Source organism: Agromyces sp. NPDC058110, assembly GCF_042884735.1.
Classification (GTDB): domain Bacteria; phylum Actinomycetota; class Actinomycetes; order Actinomycetales; family Microbacteriaceae; genus Agromyces.
In genome coordinates, this window is the sequence record NZ_JBHVTI010000003.1 from 24,565 (window position 1) to 39,670 (window position 15,106).

Annotated in this window: 14 protein-coding genes; 6 read left to right on the plus strand and 8 right to left on the minus strand. The window is 72.0% G+C overall.

Annotated features, from left to right (window positions below):
* Nucleotides 1-60: 60 nt before the first annotated feature.
* Together ACFVS8_RS07735 and ACFVS8_RS07740 are read left to right on the plus strand one after the other, a co-directional pair.
* On the plus strand, nt 61-1,086 hold the full coding sequence (locus ACFVS8_RS07735) for a helix-turn-helix transcriptional regulator (RefSeq protein ID WP_387059859.1): 1,026 nt from the start codon (nt 61-63) through the stop codon (nt 1,084-1,086).
* Nucleotides 1,087-1,150: 64 nt separating this feature from the next.
* Nucleotides 1,151-1,570, plus strand: coding sequence for a glyoxalase (locus tag ACFVS8_RS07740; protein ID WP_387059862.1), 420 nt, complete (start codon nt 1,151-1,153; stop codon nt 1,568-1,570).
* 81 nt (nt 1,571-1,651) lie between these two features.
* Here the strand turns inward: ACFVS8_RS07740 and ACFVS8_RS07745 are convergent, their stop codons facing one another.
* Entirely contained in the window at nt 1,652-2,044 is a 393-nt protein-coding gene (locus ACFVS8_RS07745; protein ID WP_387059865.1) for an META domain-containing protein, read from the minus strand.
* A 57-nt stretch (nt 2,045-2,101) separates the two neighbouring features.
* Nucleotides 2,102-3,043 (minus strand): LysR family transcriptional regulator, encoded by a 942-nt coding sequence (locus ACFVS8_RS07750; RefSeq protein WP_387059868.1) that lies wholly within the window; start codon nt 3,041-3,043, stop codon nt 2,102-2,104.
* Between the two features lie 168 nt (nt 3,044-3,211).
* On the opposite strand from ACFVS8_RS07750, the gene ACFVS8_RS07755 reads away from it, so the two are divergent.
* The gene (locus ACFVS8_RS07755; RefSeq protein ID WP_387059870.1) at nt 3,212-6,862 is read left to right on the plus strand and encodes a proline dehydrogenase family protein; all 3,651 of its coding nucleotides are present in this window, start codon (nt 3,212-3,214) and stop codon (nt 6,860-6,862) included.
* A gap of 70 nt (nt 6,863-6,932) precedes the next feature.
* On the opposite strand, the gene ACFVS8_RS07760 is transcribed toward ACFVS8_RS07755, so the two are convergent.
* Nucleotides 6,933-7,430 carry an ATP-dependent zinc protease gene (locus ACFVS8_RS07760; RefSeq protein ID WP_387059873.1) on the minus strand — a complete coding sequence of 166 codons (498 nt, stop codon included), beginning with the start codon at nt 7,428-7,430 and terminating at the stop codon, nt 6,933-6,935.
* 27 nt (nt 7,431-7,457) lie between these two features.
* On the opposite strand from ACFVS8_RS07760, the gene rimK reads away from it, so the two are divergent.
* Nucleotides 7,458-8,648, plus strand: coding sequence for a 30S ribosomal protein S6--L-glutamate ligase (rimK, locus tag ACFVS8_RS07765; RefSeq protein WP_387059876.1), 1,191 nt, complete (start codon nt 7,458-7,460; stop codon nt 8,646-8,648).
* A 30-nt stretch (nt 8,649-8,678) separates the two neighbouring features.
* Here rimK and ACFVS8_RS07770 read toward each other — a convergent pair whose 3' ends face one another.
* Nucleotides 8,679-10,229, minus strand: a complete 1,551-nt coding sequence (locus ACFVS8_RS07770) for an APC family permease (RefSeq protein ID WP_387059879.1) — start codon at nt 10,227-10,229, stop codon at nt 8,679-8,681.
* A 79-nt stretch (nt 10,230-10,308) separates the two neighbouring features.
* Here ACFVS8_RS07770 and ACFVS8_RS07775 point away from each other — a divergent pair, with 79 nt between their 5' ends.
* The gene (locus ACFVS8_RS07775; RefSeq protein ID WP_387059882.1) at nt 10,309-11,463 is read left to right on the plus strand and encodes an SLC13 family permease; all 1,155 of its coding nucleotides are present in this window, start codon (nt 10,309-10,311) and stop codon (nt 11,461-11,463) included.
* 91 nt (nt 11,464-11,554) lie between these two features.
* Here the strand turns inward: ACFVS8_RS07775 and ACFVS8_RS07780 are convergent, their stop codons facing one another.
* Together ACFVS8_RS07780 and ACFVS8_RS07785 are read right to left on the minus strand one after the other, a co-directional pair.
* Nucleotides 11,555-11,935 (minus strand): GntR family transcriptional regulator, encoded by a 381-nt coding sequence (locus ACFVS8_RS07780; RefSeq protein WP_387059885.1) that lies wholly within the window; start codon nt 11,933-11,935, stop codon nt 11,555-11,557.
* Between the two features lie 3 nt (nt 11,936-11,938).
* Nucleotides 11,939-12,376, minus strand: a complete 438-nt coding sequence (locus tag ACFVS8_RS07785) for an Lrp/AsnC family transcriptional regulator (protein WP_055854559.1) — start codon at nt 12,374-12,376, stop codon at nt 11,939-11,941.
* A gap of 159 nt (nt 12,377-12,535) precedes the next feature.
* On the opposite strand from ACFVS8_RS07785, the gene ACFVS8_RS07790 reads away from it, so the two are divergent.
* A complete protein-coding gene (locus tag ACFVS8_RS07790) occupies nt 12,536-13,348 on the plus strand; it encodes an LLM class F420-dependent oxidoreductase (protein WP_387059889.1) in 813 nt (270 codons plus the stop codon).
* Between the two features lie 10 nt (nt 13,349-13,358).
* Here the strand turns inward: ACFVS8_RS07790 and ACFVS8_RS07795 are convergent, their stop codons facing one another.
* Complete coding sequence (locus ACFVS8_RS07795; RefSeq protein ID WP_387059892.1) at nt 13,359-14,147, minus strand: hypothetical protein; 789 nt, start codon at nt 14,145-14,147, stop codon at nt 13,359-13,361.
* Nucleotides 14,148-14,274: 127 nt separating this feature from the next.
* The gene (locus ACFVS8_RS07800) at nt 14,275-15,012 is read right to left on the minus strand and encodes a hypothetical protein (RefSeq protein ID WP_387059895.1); all 738 of its coding nucleotides are present in this window, start codon (nt 15,010-15,012) and stop codon (nt 14,275-14,277) included.
* Nucleotides 15,013-15,106: the final 94 nt, after the last annotated feature.

Below are 15,106 nucleotides of genomic sequence, written 5' to 3' on the forward strand. Positions count from 1 at the left end.
CCTGCACTCTCCTCGGCGATCCGGTCAACTTCTGTCCGGTTTCGGAGGAGAATTCAGAACATGGCCGCCACCACCACGAGAACCCTCGAACTGCTGTCGCTGCTGCAGAGCCACCGGCACTGGACCGCCCGCGAGCTCGTCGACCGGCTCGACGTGAGCGAACGCACCCTGCGTCGCGACGTCGAGCGGTTGCGCGAGCTCGGGTACGGCATCGAGTCGCTGCGGGGGAGCGCGGGCGGATACCGGCTCGAAGCCGGCACCGGCCTGCCCCCGTTGCTGCTCACCGACGACGAGGGCGTGGCGATCGCCGTCGGGCTGCGCTCGCAGGCGACCGCGGGGCTGCGCGGCGCCGAGCACACGACGCTCAGCGCGCTGGCCAAGATCGAGCAGGTGCTGCCCGCCGCGCTCCGACGGCGGATCGAGGCGCTGCAGTCCCACGCCGCGGTCGGGGCGGGCATCGGCGGCGGCCGGGCGGTCGGCGCGGGCGGCGGTGCCGGTGGCGGTGCCGGTCGCCCCTCGCCCGAGGTCGACTCCGAGCTGCTCGGCCTGCTCGCGCTCGCCTGCCGCGACTCCGAGCGGCTGCGCTTCAGGTACACGGATGCCACGGGCGGGTCGTCTGCGCGCTCGGTCGAGCCGCACCGGCTCGTGCCCGTCGCCCGCCGCTGGTACCTGCTCGCGTTCGACCGCGACCGCGACGACTGGCGCACGTTCCGCCTCGACCGCATCAGCGATCCCTTCCAGACGCGCGTGAACTTCGAGCCGCGACCGATGACCGACGACGAGGCGCGCGAGCGCGTCGAACGGGCACTGCGCTGGCGCGAGCGCACGGTGTCGATGCGCATCGTGGCGGCCGTGCCGCGCGACGAGCTCGTCGCGCACCTCGGCTGGTGGGGCCGCGACGTCGTCGCGATCGACGACGGGCACTGCGCCTGGCCGCTCGAGGCGGATCAGGTCGAGAACCTCGTGATGGCGCTCATGTGGATGCCGCGGGGCATCGAGTACCGCGTCGAGGGGTCGCCCGAGGTGCAGGCCTTCATCGCCGAGCAGGCCGGGCGGTTCGCGGCGGCAGCAGTGGTCGAACCCTGAGCCGGGTCGCAGTGCTGGAGCGGTTTCGATTGCGGATGTCGGTGGGCGGGCGTTGCATGGGCGCATGGACATCGCCTTCATCGCCGGGTTCGGGCCGATCGGCACGGCCGACTCCGCTTCGCACGACTTCTGGGCGGGGGCCCTCCGCATCCCGTTCCACGAGAACTCGCCGGGGTACTTCCACACCGAAGACGTCGAGGGTGCCAAGGCGTTCGCCATCTGGCCCCTGACCCAGGCGGCCGAGGCGACCTTCGGCGCGACCGAATGGCCCGCCGACCGACCGGTGCCGCAGGCCTGGGTCGAGTTCGACGTGGCATCACCGGCCGCCGTCGCCGAGGCGGTCGAGGAGCTGCGTGCCGCGGGCCACGAGATCCTCGTCGGCGCGCACGACGAGCCGTGGGGGCAGACGACCTCGCGCCTGATGAGCCCCGAGGGGCTGCTCGTGGGAGTCAGCTACACGCCCTGGATGCACGAGCAGGCCTGACCTCCGAGCACGGGGCCGGGCGTCGTGGTGCCGGGCCGGGCGGGCCGGGGCGTGCGACGCGACAGAGGGCGAACGGCCCGCTCAGTCGGCCTTCTCGAGCGTGCCGATCTCGGAGCCGTCCTGGTCGATCACGGTCATCGTGTCGTCGGCGATGGTCGCCTGGCTCAGGCCCTCGAGCCACGTGTCGACGCCCTCGCACGCCTTCCTGGTCTGCGCGACCTCGTGGAACTCGACGTGGTCGGACTCGTCGACCGTCCACGTGCCGGTGAGCCGGTTGCAGCCGTCGGTGCCGGTCAGCCCGCCGCCGTCGGCGAGCACGAGCGACGGAGCGCTCATGTCCGACGTGTCGCCCCAGGTGCCGACCGGGTCGACCGATCCGCCTCGATCATCGCCCTCTTCGCCCAGGCATCCCGTCAGCAGCAGCAGGGTCGCCGCCGCGACCGCCGCCATCGCCATCCCCCGATGTGCGTTCATGCACGCAGGCTAGCCGGTCGGGGCGCGGGTACGCCAGCATCACCGCCGCGGGAGCCCCTAGGCCCGACCGTCGCCGTCGGGCACGACCGTCGCGGCGGCGGCGCGCGCGAGGGCGTCGCGGCAGGCGACGACCGCGGGGCGTGCGGCGGCCGCGAGCCGGGTCGAGGTGAAGATCTCGCGCTGCGGATGCCCCGGCAGGTCGACGAGTGCGACGCTCGGCGCCTCGCCGGCCCACACGAGGTCGGGCAGCAGGCCGACGGCGTTGCCCGTGCGGATGAGCCGGATGTGCGCCATGAGGTCGGCCGACTCGAACCGCACGTCGGGCTCGAACCCGGCGTCGCGGCAGAGCTGCTCCGCCCACTCGCGCGACGCCGTGCCGCGGGGCTCGAGCACCCACGGCATGCCGATCGCGGCGGCGAGCATGCGCGACGGGTCGGGGTCGCCGCGCGGCATGAGACGGGTCGGGTGCGGAGGCAGCGCGAGTCGGATCGCGTCGCCGGCGAGCCGCACCCGGTCGAGCTCGTCGCGGTGCGCGCGCGTGTGCGCGGGGTACTGCTCGGCGATGACGAGGTCGAAGTCGCGGGCGGCGACCTCGAAGAGCCCCGCCTCCGGCTCGCGCTCGGTGACCTCGACGCGGAGGTTCGGGTGCTCGGCCCGCAGCAGCGTGAGCGCCTGGGGCACCATGGCGTGCGCCGCCGACTGGAACACGGCGATGCGCACCGTGCCGCCGACGTCGGTCAGCGACCGCGCGACATCCGCTTCGGCCTCCTCGAGCCGGTCGAGCACGGCGCGGGCGTGGCCCACGAGCAGCTCGGCCTGCGCGGTGAGCTGCACGCGTCGGCCGACCTGCACGAGCAGGGGAACCCCGGCCTCGCGCTCGAGCAGGCTGAGCTGCTGCGACACCGACGAGGGGCTGTACGACAGGGCCTCGGCGACGGCCGAGAGCGTGCCGCGCTGGCTCAGTTCGACGAGCAGCCGCAGGCGTCGCACGTCGAGCATGGGCGGCCTCCGGCATCCGTTCGGGTCGGGTCTCGAATCATTCGGTTCTGCTGAACAGTATCCATCGGATTCATTCGCTTTACCGAACGGATGCCCCGACGCATGCTTAACCCGACAGGCGCAGCGAACCCCAGGGCGCCCGGAGCAAAGGACACTACCCTCGTGACCATGTCGGACCCCGCCACCATCGTGACGTCGAGCACGGAGCGCGTCGTCGCCCTGGTGCGCCGCTGGCTCGCCGAGAGCGCCGAGCACCCCGCCGAAGTCTCCGCCGAGCGACTCGCCGGCGTGCTGAAGGACCCGAACGGCCTCGCCTTCACCGTCGGCTTCGTCGACGGCGTCATGCGGCCCGAGGACCTGGGCGTCGCCGGTCGCAACCTCGCGCAGGTCGCGAAGCTGACCCCGAAGTTCCTGCCGTGGTACCTGCGTGCCGCGATCCGCGTCGGCGGCGTCTTCGCGCCGGTGCTCCCGTGGGTCGTCGTGCCCATCGCCCGCCGGGTGCTGCGCGCCATGGTGGGCCACCTCGTGCTCGACGCAACGCCCGCCAAGCTCGGGCCCGCCATCGCGCACCTCCGCGAGTCGGGCAACCGCCTGAACCTCAACCTGCTCGGCGAGGCCGTGCTCGGTGAAGACGAGGCCGACCGCCGCCTCAAGGGCACGACCGAGTTCCTCGCGCGCGACGACGTCGACTACGTGTCGATCAAGGTCTCGAGCGTCGTCAGCCAGCTCTCGATGTGGTCGTTCGACGAGGCCGTCGCGAAGGTCGTCGCCAAGCTCACCCCGCTCTACGAGCTCGCGGCGAAGAACGAGGCGCGCGGCAAGGCCAAGTTCATCAACCTCGACATGGAGGAGTACCGCGACCTCGACCTCACGATCGCGGTCTTCACGGCGCTCCTCGACCAGCCGCAGCTGAAGCAGCTCGAGGCCGGCATCGTGCTGCAGACCTACCTGCCCGACGCGCTCGGCGCCATGCAGCGCCTGAACGAGTGGGCGACCCGTCGTCGCTCCGAGGGCGGCGCACCCATCAAGGTGCGCGTCGTCAAGGGCGCCAACCTCGCGATGGAGCACGTCGACGCCGCCGTGCACGGTTGGCCGGTCGCGACCTACGGCACCAAGCAGGACTCCGACACCAACTACAAGCGCGTGCTGCGGTGGTCGATGACCCCCGAGCGCACGGATGCCGTCAAGCTCGGCATCGCCGGGCACAACCTGTTCGACGTGGCCGACGCGTGGGTCACCGCCGTCGACCGAGGCGTCACCGGCCGGATCGAGTTCGAGATGCTGCTCGGCATGGCCACCGGACAGGCCGAGGCCGTGCGCGGCGACGTCGGCAACCTGCTGCTCTACACGCCCGTCGTGAACCCCAGCGAGTTCGACGTCGCGATCGCCTACCTCGTGCGCCGCCTCGAAGAGAACGCGAGCCAGGAGAACTTCATGTCGGCGGTCTTCGACCTCGCGTCGAACGCCCGCCTGTTCGACCGCGAGGAGCAGCGCTACCTCGCGTCGCTCGCCGCGCTCGAAGCCGACCTCGACTCCACGGCGGCACCCGCCCCGAACCGCGTGCAGAACCGTCGCACCGAGTGGACCGAGGAGTCCTTCGCCGCGGCGATGGCCCCGAAGGACGCCCCCGCGCCCGGTGCCGAGCACGAGGCCGACGAGTCGCTCACGAGCGTGGTGCTCGGCATCCGCCGCGGAAGCCTCGGCGACGGCCTCGACGCGTTCGACGGCATCGACGGGGCGACGGCCCTCGACGGCGCACCTGCGCCGCAGGGTTCGGGCGTGACGCCCGGGTTCTCGAACGAGCCCGACACCGATCCGGCGCTCGCCGCGAACCGCGACTGGGGTCGCCGCATCCTCGCCCGCGTGCCCGAGTCGCGCCTCGGCATCGAGACGATCGCCGCGGCGCGCATCGACGACGCCGCGACCCTCGACCACGTCGTCGCCGTCGCCGCCGAGCGCGGCCGGGCATGGGGCCAGCTCTCGGGCGACGAGCGCGCCGCCGTGCTGCACCGCGCCGGCCTCGCCCTCGCGGCGAACCGCGACCGGCTCATCGAGGTCATGGCCGCCGAGACCGGCAAGACCATCGCCGAGGCCGACCCCGAGATCAGCGAGGCGATCGACTTCGCGCACTACTACGCCGAGCGGGCCCGCGAGCTCGACCGGGTGCAGGGCGCCGAGTTCGTGCCGTCGAAGGTCACGGTCGTGACCCCGCCGTGGAACTTCCCGGTCGCGATCGCCGCCGGCGGCGTGCTCGCCGCGCTCGCCGCTGGCTCGGCCGTCGTCATCAAGCCCGCGAAGCTCGCCCAGCGCTCGGGCGCCGTCATGGTCGAGGCCCTGTGGGAGGCCGGCATCCCGCGCGACCTGCTCGTGCTCGTCGACCTCGCGCAGCGCGAGCTCGGCAGCCGTCTCGTCAGCCACCGCTCGGTCGACCGCGTCATCCTCACCGGCGCGTACGAGACCGCGAAGCTGTTCCGCTCGTTCCGCCCCGACCTGCCGCTGCTCGCCGAGACGAGCGGCAAGAACGCCATCATCGTCACGCCGTCGGCCGACCTCGACCTCGCGGCATCCGACGTCGTGAAGAGCGCGTTCGGCCACGCCGGCCAGAAGTGCTCGGCCGCGTCGCTCGTGATCCTGGTCGGCTCGGTCGCCAAGTCCGAGCGCTTCATGCGCCAGCTCGTCGACGCGACGATGTCGCTCAAGGTCGGCTGGCCCGAGCACGCGACCAGCCAGATGGGCCCGCTCGTCGAGCCCGCGAACGGCAAGCTCGAGCACGCGCTCACCCAGCTCGGCATCGGCGAGGAGTGGCTCGTCGAGCCGAAGCGCCTCGACGACACGGGCCGGCTCTGGTCGCCCGGCGTGCGCACCGGCGTCGCGCCCGGCTCCTACTTCCACCTCACCGAGTTCTTCGGCCCCGTGCTCGGCGTCATGCACGCGAAGAACCTCGACGAGGCCATCCGCATGCAGAACGCGGTCGACTACGGCCTCACCGCCGGCCTGCACTCGCTCGACTCCGACGAGGTCGCGACCTGGCTCGACCGCGTCGAGGCCGGCAACCTCTACGTCAACCGCGGCATCACGGGCGCGATCGTGCAGCGCCAGCCGTTCGGCGGCTGGAAGCGCTCGGCCGTGGGCGCCGGCTCGAAGGCCGGAGGTCCGAACTACCTCTTCGGCCTCGGCGACTGGGTGCCCCAGCACGACGCCACGTCGGGCTCGCTGCACCTGCGCGGCCTCGAGAAGCGCGTCTCCGAGGTCATCGAGGCCTCGCAGTCGTCGATCGACTTCGAGTCGTTCGAGGTGCTCCGCCGCTCCGCCCTGTCCGACCAGATCGCGTGGACCGAGGAGTACGCGACCGTGAAGGACGTCTCCGGCGTCGGCGTCGAGCGCAACCTCTTCCGCTACCGCTCGCTCCCCGTCGCCATCCGCATCGGCGAGGCCGCGACCCTCGGCGAGGGACTCCGCGTGATCGCCGCGGGCGTGCTCGCCGGCTCGGCGCTGACCGTCTCGACCGCGCACGACCTGCCGAAGGGCGTGGCGCAGCTGCTCGGGGCGAAGAACGTCGACATCCGTCGCGAGGGCGACGCCGCGTGGCTCACCCGGGTCTCGAAGAAGGGCGTCGGCGCGTCGCGCGTGCGCATGGTCGGCGGCAACCCCGTCGCACTCGCGGTCGCGCTCGAGGGCACGCCCGATGTCGCGGTCTGGTCGCACCGGGCCACGCCGTCGGGTCGCGTCGAGCTGCTGCCGTTCCTGCACGAGCAGGCGATCTCGATCACGAACCACCGGTTCGGCAACCCGACGACGATCACCGACGGCGTGATCTGACCCTCCGCTGGACCGCCTGCGCGCGGCATCCGATCATCGGATGTCGCGCGCGGTCGTTCCTGCGTCGTCGCTACGCGGTCGGCGGGTGCGGGTCGCGCCCGCGGTTCTGACGGCGGACGCCGCGCGGCGCCCGCCCGCCGAGGAACGACTCGCCCGATGCGACGAGGAACCCGTTGCGGAGCGCCTCGCGCCCGATGAGCATGCGGAAGCCCATCTCGTCGCGGTTGCTCAGGGTGACCTCGGCCTGCATCTCGCGGGCGAGGAGCACGATGTCGAGCAGCACCACGATGCGCTCCTCGGAGTGGCCCGACGAGCTGCGCACGGCGCGTCGGTCGTGCACTCGCGACTCGACCACGACGGCGTCGTCATCGGAGTTCTGCCAGGGCCGCACGCCGTAGCGCACCCACGGCTCGCCGTCGCGTTCGAACTCCTCGACGTCGAACGCGTGCAGCGACGACGACCGTGCACCGGTGTCGAGCTTCACCTTGATCCACTCGACGCCGATCTCGGGAAGGCTCGCCCACTCGCGCCATCCGGCGATGGTGCTTGAATGGTCTGGCTCTCTCATCTCGATCCATCATGGCAGGGGCTGACTTTGAAACTGGCGATTCTCTCGCGTGCCCCGCAGGCGTACTCGACCCAGCGACTCCGGGCTGCAGCGTTGCAGCGAGGCCACCAGGTCAAGGTGCTGAACACCCTGCGGTTCGCGATCGACCTCGCCGGCGTCGAACCCGACCTGCAGTACCGCGGTCGCCCGCTGAGCGACTACGACGCGATCCTGCCGCGCATCGGCAACTCGATCACGTACTTCGGCACGGCCGTGGTGCGCCAGTTCGAGCAGATGGACGTCTACACGCCGAACACCGCCAACGGCATCACGAACGCGCGCGACAAGCTCCGCGCGCACCAGATCCTCTCGCGGCACAACATCGCCCTGCCGCCGACCTCGTTCGTGCGCAACCGCGCCGACGTGCGCCAGGCGATCGAGCTGATCGGCGGCGCGCCCGTGGTCATCAAGCTGCTCGAGGGCACGCAGGGCATCGGCGTGATCCTCGCCCCGACCGTCAAGGTCGCCGAGGCGATCATCGAGACGCTGCACTCGACGAAGCAGAACGTGCTGATCCAGAAGTTCATCGCCGAGAGCCGCGGACGCGACATCCGCGCCCTCGTCGTCGGCGATCGCGTCGTCGCGGCCATGCGCCGCGTCGCGAACGGCGACGAGTTCCGCTCGAACGTGCACCGCGGCGGCAGCGTCGAGGCGGTCGAGCTCACGCCCGAGTACGAGCAGGCCGCCGTGCGCTCGGCGCAGATCATGGGCCTCAAGGTCGCCGGCGTCGACATGCTCGAGGGCAACGACGGCCCGCTCGTGATGGAGGTCAACTCGTCGCCGGGCCTGCAGGGCATCGAGACGGCGACGAACCTCGACGTCGCGGGCGCGATCATCGACTACATGGCCAACCAGGTCGCGTTCCCCGAGATCGACGTGCGCCAGCGCCTCACGGTCTCGACGGGCTACGGCGTTGCCGAGCTGCTCGTGCACGGCAACGCCGACCTCGTGGGCAAGACGCTCGGCGAGTCCGGCCTCTGGGAGCGCGACATCACGGTGCTCACGCTGCACCGCGGCACCACGGTCATCCCGAACCCGCGCAAGGGCGTGCTGCTCGAGGCGGGCGACCGCCTGCTCTGCTTCGGCCGCCTCGAGGAGATGCGCTCGATGATCCCCGAGCGGCGCAAGCGGCGCGCGAAGGTGCGCCGCCTGCCCAAGGAGCCCATTCCCGAGAGCTGAGCGGATGCCGCGGGGCGGGCGCCACGCGGCTCAGATGCCGCCGTCGACCGATCGCGGGTAGTCCGACGGATCCTCTGGCACGAGCACCTCGGTGTCGCGGTTCAGGCTCTCTCCTCTGAAGAACGGCTTCGACCGCGGGAACGCGAACCAGATCAGCATGAGCACGACGCCGAAGGCGAGCGCGCCGATGCCGAGCACGAAGGTTCCGCCGATGCCGAGCAGCACCGTGTAGCCGTAGTCGACGTCGTACATGTCGATGGCCGACTGCACGAACGCGTACGTCAGCAGGAGGGCGCCGAGCAGGGGCAGCAGGCCCTTGTAGAAGAACGCGCGGGCCGACGTGAAGAGATCGCGGCGGAAGTACCAGACGCACGCGAACCCGGTGATGGCGTAGTAGAACGCGATCGCGAGACCGAGCGAGAGCACCGAGTCCTGCAGCAGGGAGTCGCTGATGAGCGACATGCCCACGTAGTAGACGATCGCGACGATGCCCATGACGAGCGTCGAGAACGACGGGGTCTTGTACGTCGGGTGCACCGTGGCGAATCGGCGGGGCAGCGCCTTGTACGCGGCCATGGCGAGGGTGCCTCGGGCCGTCGGGAGGATCGTGGTCTGCGTCGACGACACCGCCGAGATGAGCACGGCGACCACCAGCACCCAGCCGAACGGGCCGAGCAGGCCGTCCTTGATCGCGAGGAAGAAGTCGTCGGCGTTGGCCTCGTTGCCGAGGCCGGAGCCCGTGGTGCCGAGTCCGGCGTACATCATCGCGGCGACCGTCACGCCGACGTAGGTGATGAGCAGGATGATCGTCGTCAGCAGCGCGGCGCGGCCGGGGATGCGCTTCGGGTCCTTCGTCTCCTCGTTGAGCGCGAGGCACGTGTCCCAGCCCCAGTAGATGAACAGCGCGAGCAGGGTCGCCTCGACGAAGCTGCTCCAGTCGGTGAGCGCGAACGGGTTGAACCACGACCAGTCGAATGCCGTCGCCCCGGGTGCGTCGCCCGAGGCGACCTGCCAGAGCGCGGCGATCACGAAGATCGCGAGGGCCGCGTACTGGATGCCGAGCAGCACGTTCTGGATGCGCTCGCCGATCTCGACGCCGCGCCAGCTCACCCAGGTCATCGCCGCGATGAAGACGACGCCGGTGGCGGTGACGACGACCGGGTTCTCGGAGAGCGAGCCGTCGCCGATGAGCGACCAGAAGTAGATGCCGGCGATCTGGGCGAGGTTGGCGAGCACCACCATGCCGGCGACCGCGACGCCCCATCCGCCCATCCAGCCCACCCAGGGGCCGAACGCCTTGGTGCCCCACGTGAACGTGGTGCCGCAGTCGGGCACGGCGTTGTTCAGCTCCCGGTATGCGAACGCGATGAAGAGCATCGGCACGAAGGCGATCACGAAGACGATCGGCGCCTGCGCCCCGACCGCGAGCACGACGAAGCCGAGCGTCGCGACGAGCGAGTAGACCGGTGCGGTGGAGGCCAGTCCGATGACGGTCGAGCCCCAGAGCCCGAGCGTGCCGACCGCGAGGCCCTTGCCCTCGGGCCGGGACATGTCGATGGGAGTCGTCTCTGTACCCGCCATGTTCGAACGGTAGGCCTCATCGTGCGATGAGGCAAGCACATCGCACGGCGCGACGGTTCGGGCGGGGTAACGTCGTCCGGTGCGCACAGCGATCATCGGGGCCGTGCTGCTGCTGCTCGGCGGGGCGGCGGCGGTGTTCGGCGTACTCCCCGAGGGTGCGGTGGTCGAGCTCGCCGGGCGCGTGGCGCCCATCCTGGCGTTCGTCGTCGCGGTCACGATCGTGGCCGAGCTCGCCGATGCGGCTGGCCTGTTCCGCGTGATCGCCGAGCGGCTCGCCGGCCTCGCGCGCGGCCGGGCGATCGCCCTGTGGCTGCTCGTGCTGCTGCTCGCGACCGCTTCGACGGTGTTCCTGTCGCTCGACACGACGGCGGTGCTGCTGACGCCGGTGGTCGTGGCGCTGGCCTCGCACGCGCGCATCTCGCCGATCCCGTTCGCGCTCACGACGGTGTGGATCGCCAACACGGGCTCCCTGCTCCTGCCCGTGTCGAACCTCACGAACCTGCTCGCGGCCGAGCACCTCGGCCTGCATCCGCTGCAGTTCGCGGCGCTCACGGCGGCGCCTGCGCTCGCGGCCGTCGCGGTGACGGCGGCGGTGCTCTTCGCGACGAGGCCGCGTCAGCTGCTCGCTCGCTTCGAGCCCGAGACCTCGACGCCGCCCGGCGACCCGGTGCTGTTCCGGGTGGCCGCGATCACGCTCGCGCTGCTCGTGCCCGCGCTCGTGTCGGGCGTCGAGGTCTGGATCCCCGCGGCGATCGCCGCGGCTGTGCTCGCCGTCGCGTTCGCGCTTCGCCGGCCCGCGGCGCTCACGGGATCGCTCGTGCCGTGGCAGCTCGTGGTGTTCGCGTCGGGCCTGTTCCTCGCGGTCGACGCGCTGCACGCGCTGCGCGCGACCGACGTGCTCGCCACCCTCGCGGGTACGGGCGACGGCCCGCTCGACCTGCTGCGGCTCGCGGGCGTCGGCGCGGCGTCGGCGAACCTCGTGAACAACCTGCCCGCGTACCTCGCGCTCGAGCCGTTCGCGGGCGACGATCCGGTGCGCCTGGTCGCGCTGCTCATCGGCGTGAACGCGGGCGCCATCATCACGCCGTGGGGATCGCTCGCGACCCTGCTCTGGCATCAGCGCCTGGTGTCGATGGGCGTCGAGATCTCGTGGCCGAGGTTCATGCTGCTCGGCCTCCTCGCTGCGCCGCTCGTGCTCGTCACGGCGACGCTCGCGCTCGCCGCCACCGCCTGACCTGCGGCCGTGATGTCGCGCACATCGTCGTCACCGGCGCGCGACGCCGTCGATTTGCGCGACATCACCGCTCCGGCGACGTGGCGGAGGGTCAGGGGGCGTCGAGGGCGGCGGTGACGATCGCACGCGCGGCCGACGGCGAGGCGCCCAGCCGGCGCGCGAGGGCCGCGTAGTCGGCCGCCGCGGCCTGCAGGGCCTGCTCGGCGGGGTCGCCTGCGGTCGACACGAACGTGCCGGCACGCCCGCGCCCCTCGATGACGGCGTCGGCCTCGAGCGCTTTGTACGCCTTCGCGACGGTGTTCACCGCGAGGTCGAGGTCATCGGCGAGGGCGCGCACCGTGGGCAGGCGCGTACCCGGTGCGAGCGTGCCGTCGGCGACGCGCTCGACCACCTGCCGCCGCAACTGCTCGAACGGCGGTGCGGATGCCGCGGGGTCGATGCTGAACGCGAGCGGGCCGGCCGCGGCATCCATCCGTCAGTCCCTGCTGCGGTTGACGAGACGCGAGAGCACGATCGCGCTGCGCGTGTGGTCGACGTTCGGGGCGATGCGCACGCGTTCGAGCGCGTCTTCGAGCGAGGCGATGTCGCGCGCCCGCATGTGCACGATCGCGTCTGCGCTGCCCGTGACGGTGCCCGCGTAGACGACCTCGGGCACGCCCTGCAGGATGCGCTGGAGCTCGTCGGGCGCGACGGTGCCGCGGCAGAACAGCTCGACGTAGGCCTCGGTCGACATGCCGTCGACGGCGGGGTCGACCTGGATCGTGAACGAGCGGATGACGCCGTCGGCGACGAGGCGGTCGACGCGCCGCTTGACCGCCGACGCGGAGAGCCCGACCGACGATCCGATGTCGCCGTAGCCCGCCCGCGCGTTCTGGCGGAGCAGGTCGAGGATCGCGCGGTCGAGGTTGTCCATCCTCGGAGTGTACGACGATCGGTTGCGCCTCGACAGGTGCCGACGCGTGAATCGTGCGCCGGAATCACGAGTTCGGCCGTGTCGGGCGGACTGGCAGGTGGCCGGCGCGGATCTCGAGCGACCGGCGATCGGGGTCTCGAACGGACGTAGGCTCGAACCATGAGCCCTACCTCGTCCGTGCGCCTCGGCATCCAGGTGCAGCCCCAGCACGCCCAGTACGCCGCGATCCGCGACACCGTGCTGCGGCTCGAGGAGCTCGGCGCCGACATCGTCTTCAACTGGGACCACTTCTTCCCGCTCTACGGCGACCGCGATGGCCTGCACTTCGAGGCCTGGACCATGCTCGGCGCGTGGGCCGAGCAGACCGAGCGCATCGAGTTCGGCACCCTCGTGAACTGCACCTCGTACCGCAACGCCGACCTCCAGGCCGACATGGCCCGCACGCTCGACCACATCAGCGCGAAGGGCGGCACGGGCCGTTTCATCTTCGGCACCGGATCGGGCTGGTTCGAGCGCGACTACGACGAGTACGGCTACGAGTTCGGCACCGTCGGCGGGCGCCTCAACGCCCTCGCCGGTGCGCTGCCCCGCATCGAGGCACGCTGGGCGAAGCTCAACCCGGCGCCCACCCGGAAGATCCCCGTGATGATCGGCGGCAAGGGCGAGCAGAAGACGCTCAAGATCGTGGCGCAGCACGCCGACATCTGGCACTCGTTCGTCGCGCCGGCCGGGCTCGGGCACAAGCTCGACGTGCTGAAGTCGTGGGGCGACCAGGTCGGCCGCGACGTCTCCGAGATCACGGTCTCGAACGAGCTCGGCCGCGGCACCGCCGACCTCGAGCACGCCGACGCGCTCTACGACGCGGGCGTTCGCCTCTTCACGCTGGGCATCACGGGGCCCGACTACGACCTCACGGCCGTGCGCGAGTACCTGGCCTGGCGCGACGCGAAGAACGCGCGCGCCGCGGCCTGATCGCCCGGCATCACCAGAGGGTCGGGATCGAGAGGTCGCCGTTCAAGCTCAGGCCGACGCCGCCGACCCGGAGACCGTCGACGGGGAACAGGCCGTCGTCGGTGCATCCCATCTCGGCGGTCGACGACTCGGACACGGTCATGATCAGCAGGCACACATCCACCTCGTCGCGCGCCGCGAAGTAGAAGCGTTCGCCGCTGGCGTCCGCAGCCCCGCCGCCGGTGCGGTTGGCGAGGGCGCGGAACTCGAGCGGGCCTCGACCGAGGTCGTAGTCGACCGGGAGCGGCGGCACGTCGGCGTCGGTCGCCGGGCGTTCGAACAGCTCGCCGACAGGCGCGTCCGAGGCGAGCGGCTGCGTCGCGAGGTACTCGGCCATCGTGCGGGGACCCTCGAACGTCGGCGTCGGCGTCGGGGTGGGCGTCGAGCCCGAGGCGTCCGCGGTCGCGAGCGAGCCGGTGCCGAGCTGCCAGCCGGCGAGCAGGCCGACCACGAGCGCGGCGGCCCCCACGACGAGTGGGCGGGCGAGCCACGTGCGCCGGGTCGCAGCGGGTTCCGCGCCGTCCGGCACGTCGTCGGCGAGCTCCGGGGTCGCGACGGGCATCGCGTCGCCCTCCGCGGCGGCCCTGGCTCCCGGCGTTCCGTCCGCCCCTTCCGCCTCCGCTTCGGCGGCGGAAGCGTCGGCACGGGCCGCGATGAGCGCGTCGAGTTCGCGCGCGGCATCCGCTCGCTCCGCGTCCGAGGCCCCCGAGCCGAAGGCGAGGCGCTGCAGGCGGGCGAGGTCGTCGTCGGGTTCGGGCACGGCATCCTCCGTCGGCGGCGCGGTCCGGGTGCGCCGAGGTCCGGTTCAGGATGCCGCAGGCCGGCGCTCAGGGCAACCGCGACGCAGCACCTGCGGCGCGCCCAGGCGCGCACGCAGGCCGAACCGATCAGTGCGGGTCGGTGGTGACGAGCACGGTGCCGTCGGACATCCAGGCCACCTCGAACCGGGCGGCCTCCCGATAGGCGACGACGTGGATGCCGGACTCGGGGAACCGTCCGTCCTCGGTGCAGCGGCTCTGGCCGCCCGAGGTCGCCGGGAAGGCCAGGATCAGGCACACCTCGCCCTCGCGTCGAGCCGCGAAGACGTCGGTGCCGTCGGGCAGGGTGAGCAGGAGTCGCTGCTGGAAGAAGCCGTCGTTCGCCCATGAGCGCGGCAGCGCATCGCCCGAGATCGACTCCCTCGTGAACACCTCCGAGGCCTGGGCATCGCCCACGCGCGGCAGCGCCTCGAGGTACTCCGCATACGTGAGGTCGGTCGCAGCGGGCACCGCGCCAGGCGACGACGCCCCGCCGTCGTCGCGCGCGCCGATCAGCCAGCCGACGAGCACGCCGCAGGCGAGTGCGACGGCGGCGGCCACGATCGTCCATCGCAGGCGCGACCTGGTGCGGCGATCGCGCTCCGCGCTGCCGTCGTGGAACCGGCCGCCGTCGGCGCTTCTGGGCTGCGTCGTCGTGGTCGGCGGACCCGGGTCGCCGGAGGGGCGCTCCGCTCGATCGATTCTCGCGTCGGCACCCGCCAGGGCCCGCGCGGCCGCAGCCCGCTCGGCATCCGTCGCCCCAGAGCCGTACGCGATGCGCTGCAAGCGGGCGAGGTCGGGCGGCTGCTCGTCTTCGCTGCCCGTCATGACGCCCTCCACCGCCGCGATCGCCGGAGGGCGGCGTTCGGCGCGATGTCGGGTCGAGATTCAGCATCTCGCACCCCCCGGATCGCGGCAACCG

Bases quoted from the DNA above. Each gene is read 5' to 3' on its own strand.
- ACFVS8_RS07735 (WP_387059859.1), top strand. From the start codon at position 61: ATGGCCGCCACCACCACGAGAACCCTCGAACTGCTGTCGCTGCTGCAG.
- ACFVS8_RS07740 (WP_387059862.1), top strand. From the start codon at position 1,151: ATGGACATCGCCTTCATCGCCGGGTTCGGGCCGATCGGCACGGCCGAC.
- ACFVS8_RS07745 (WP_387059865.1), bottom strand. From the start codon at position 2,044: ATGAACGCACATCGGGGGATGGCGATGGCGGCGGTCGCGGCGGCGACC.
- ACFVS8_RS07750 (WP_387059868.1), bottom strand. From the start codon at position 3,043: ATGCTCGACGTGCGACGCCTGCGGCTGCTCGTCGAACTGAGCCAGCGC.
- ACFVS8_RS07755 (WP_387059870.1), top strand. From the start codon at position 3,212: ATGTCGGACCCCGCCACCATCGTGACGTCGAGCACGGAGCGCGTCGTC.
- ACFVS8_RS07760 (WP_387059873.1), bottom strand. From the start codon at position 7,430: ATGAGAGAGCCAGACCATTCAAGCACCATCGCCGGATGGCGCGAGTGG.
- ACFVS8_RS07770 (WP_387059879.1), bottom strand. From the start codon at position 10,229: ATGGCGGGTACAGAGACGACTCCCATCGACATGTCCCGGCCCGAGGGC.
- ACFVS8_RS07780 (WP_387059885.1), bottom strand. From the start codon at position 11,935: ATGGATGCCGCGGCCGGCCCGCTCGCGTTCAGCATCGACCCCGCGGCA.
- ACFVS8_RS07785 (WP_055854559.1), bottom strand. From the start codon at position 12,376: ATGGACAACCTCGACCGCGCGATCCTCGACCTGCTCCGCCAGAACGCG.
- ACFVS8_RS07790 (WP_387059889.1), top strand. From the start codon at position 12,536: ATGAGCCCTACCTCGTCCGTGCGCCTCGGCATCCAGGTGCAGCCCCAG.
- ACFVS8_RS07800 (WP_387059895.1), bottom strand. From the start codon at position 15,012: ATGACGGGCAGCGAAGACGAGCAGCCGCCCGACCTCGCCCGCTTGCAG.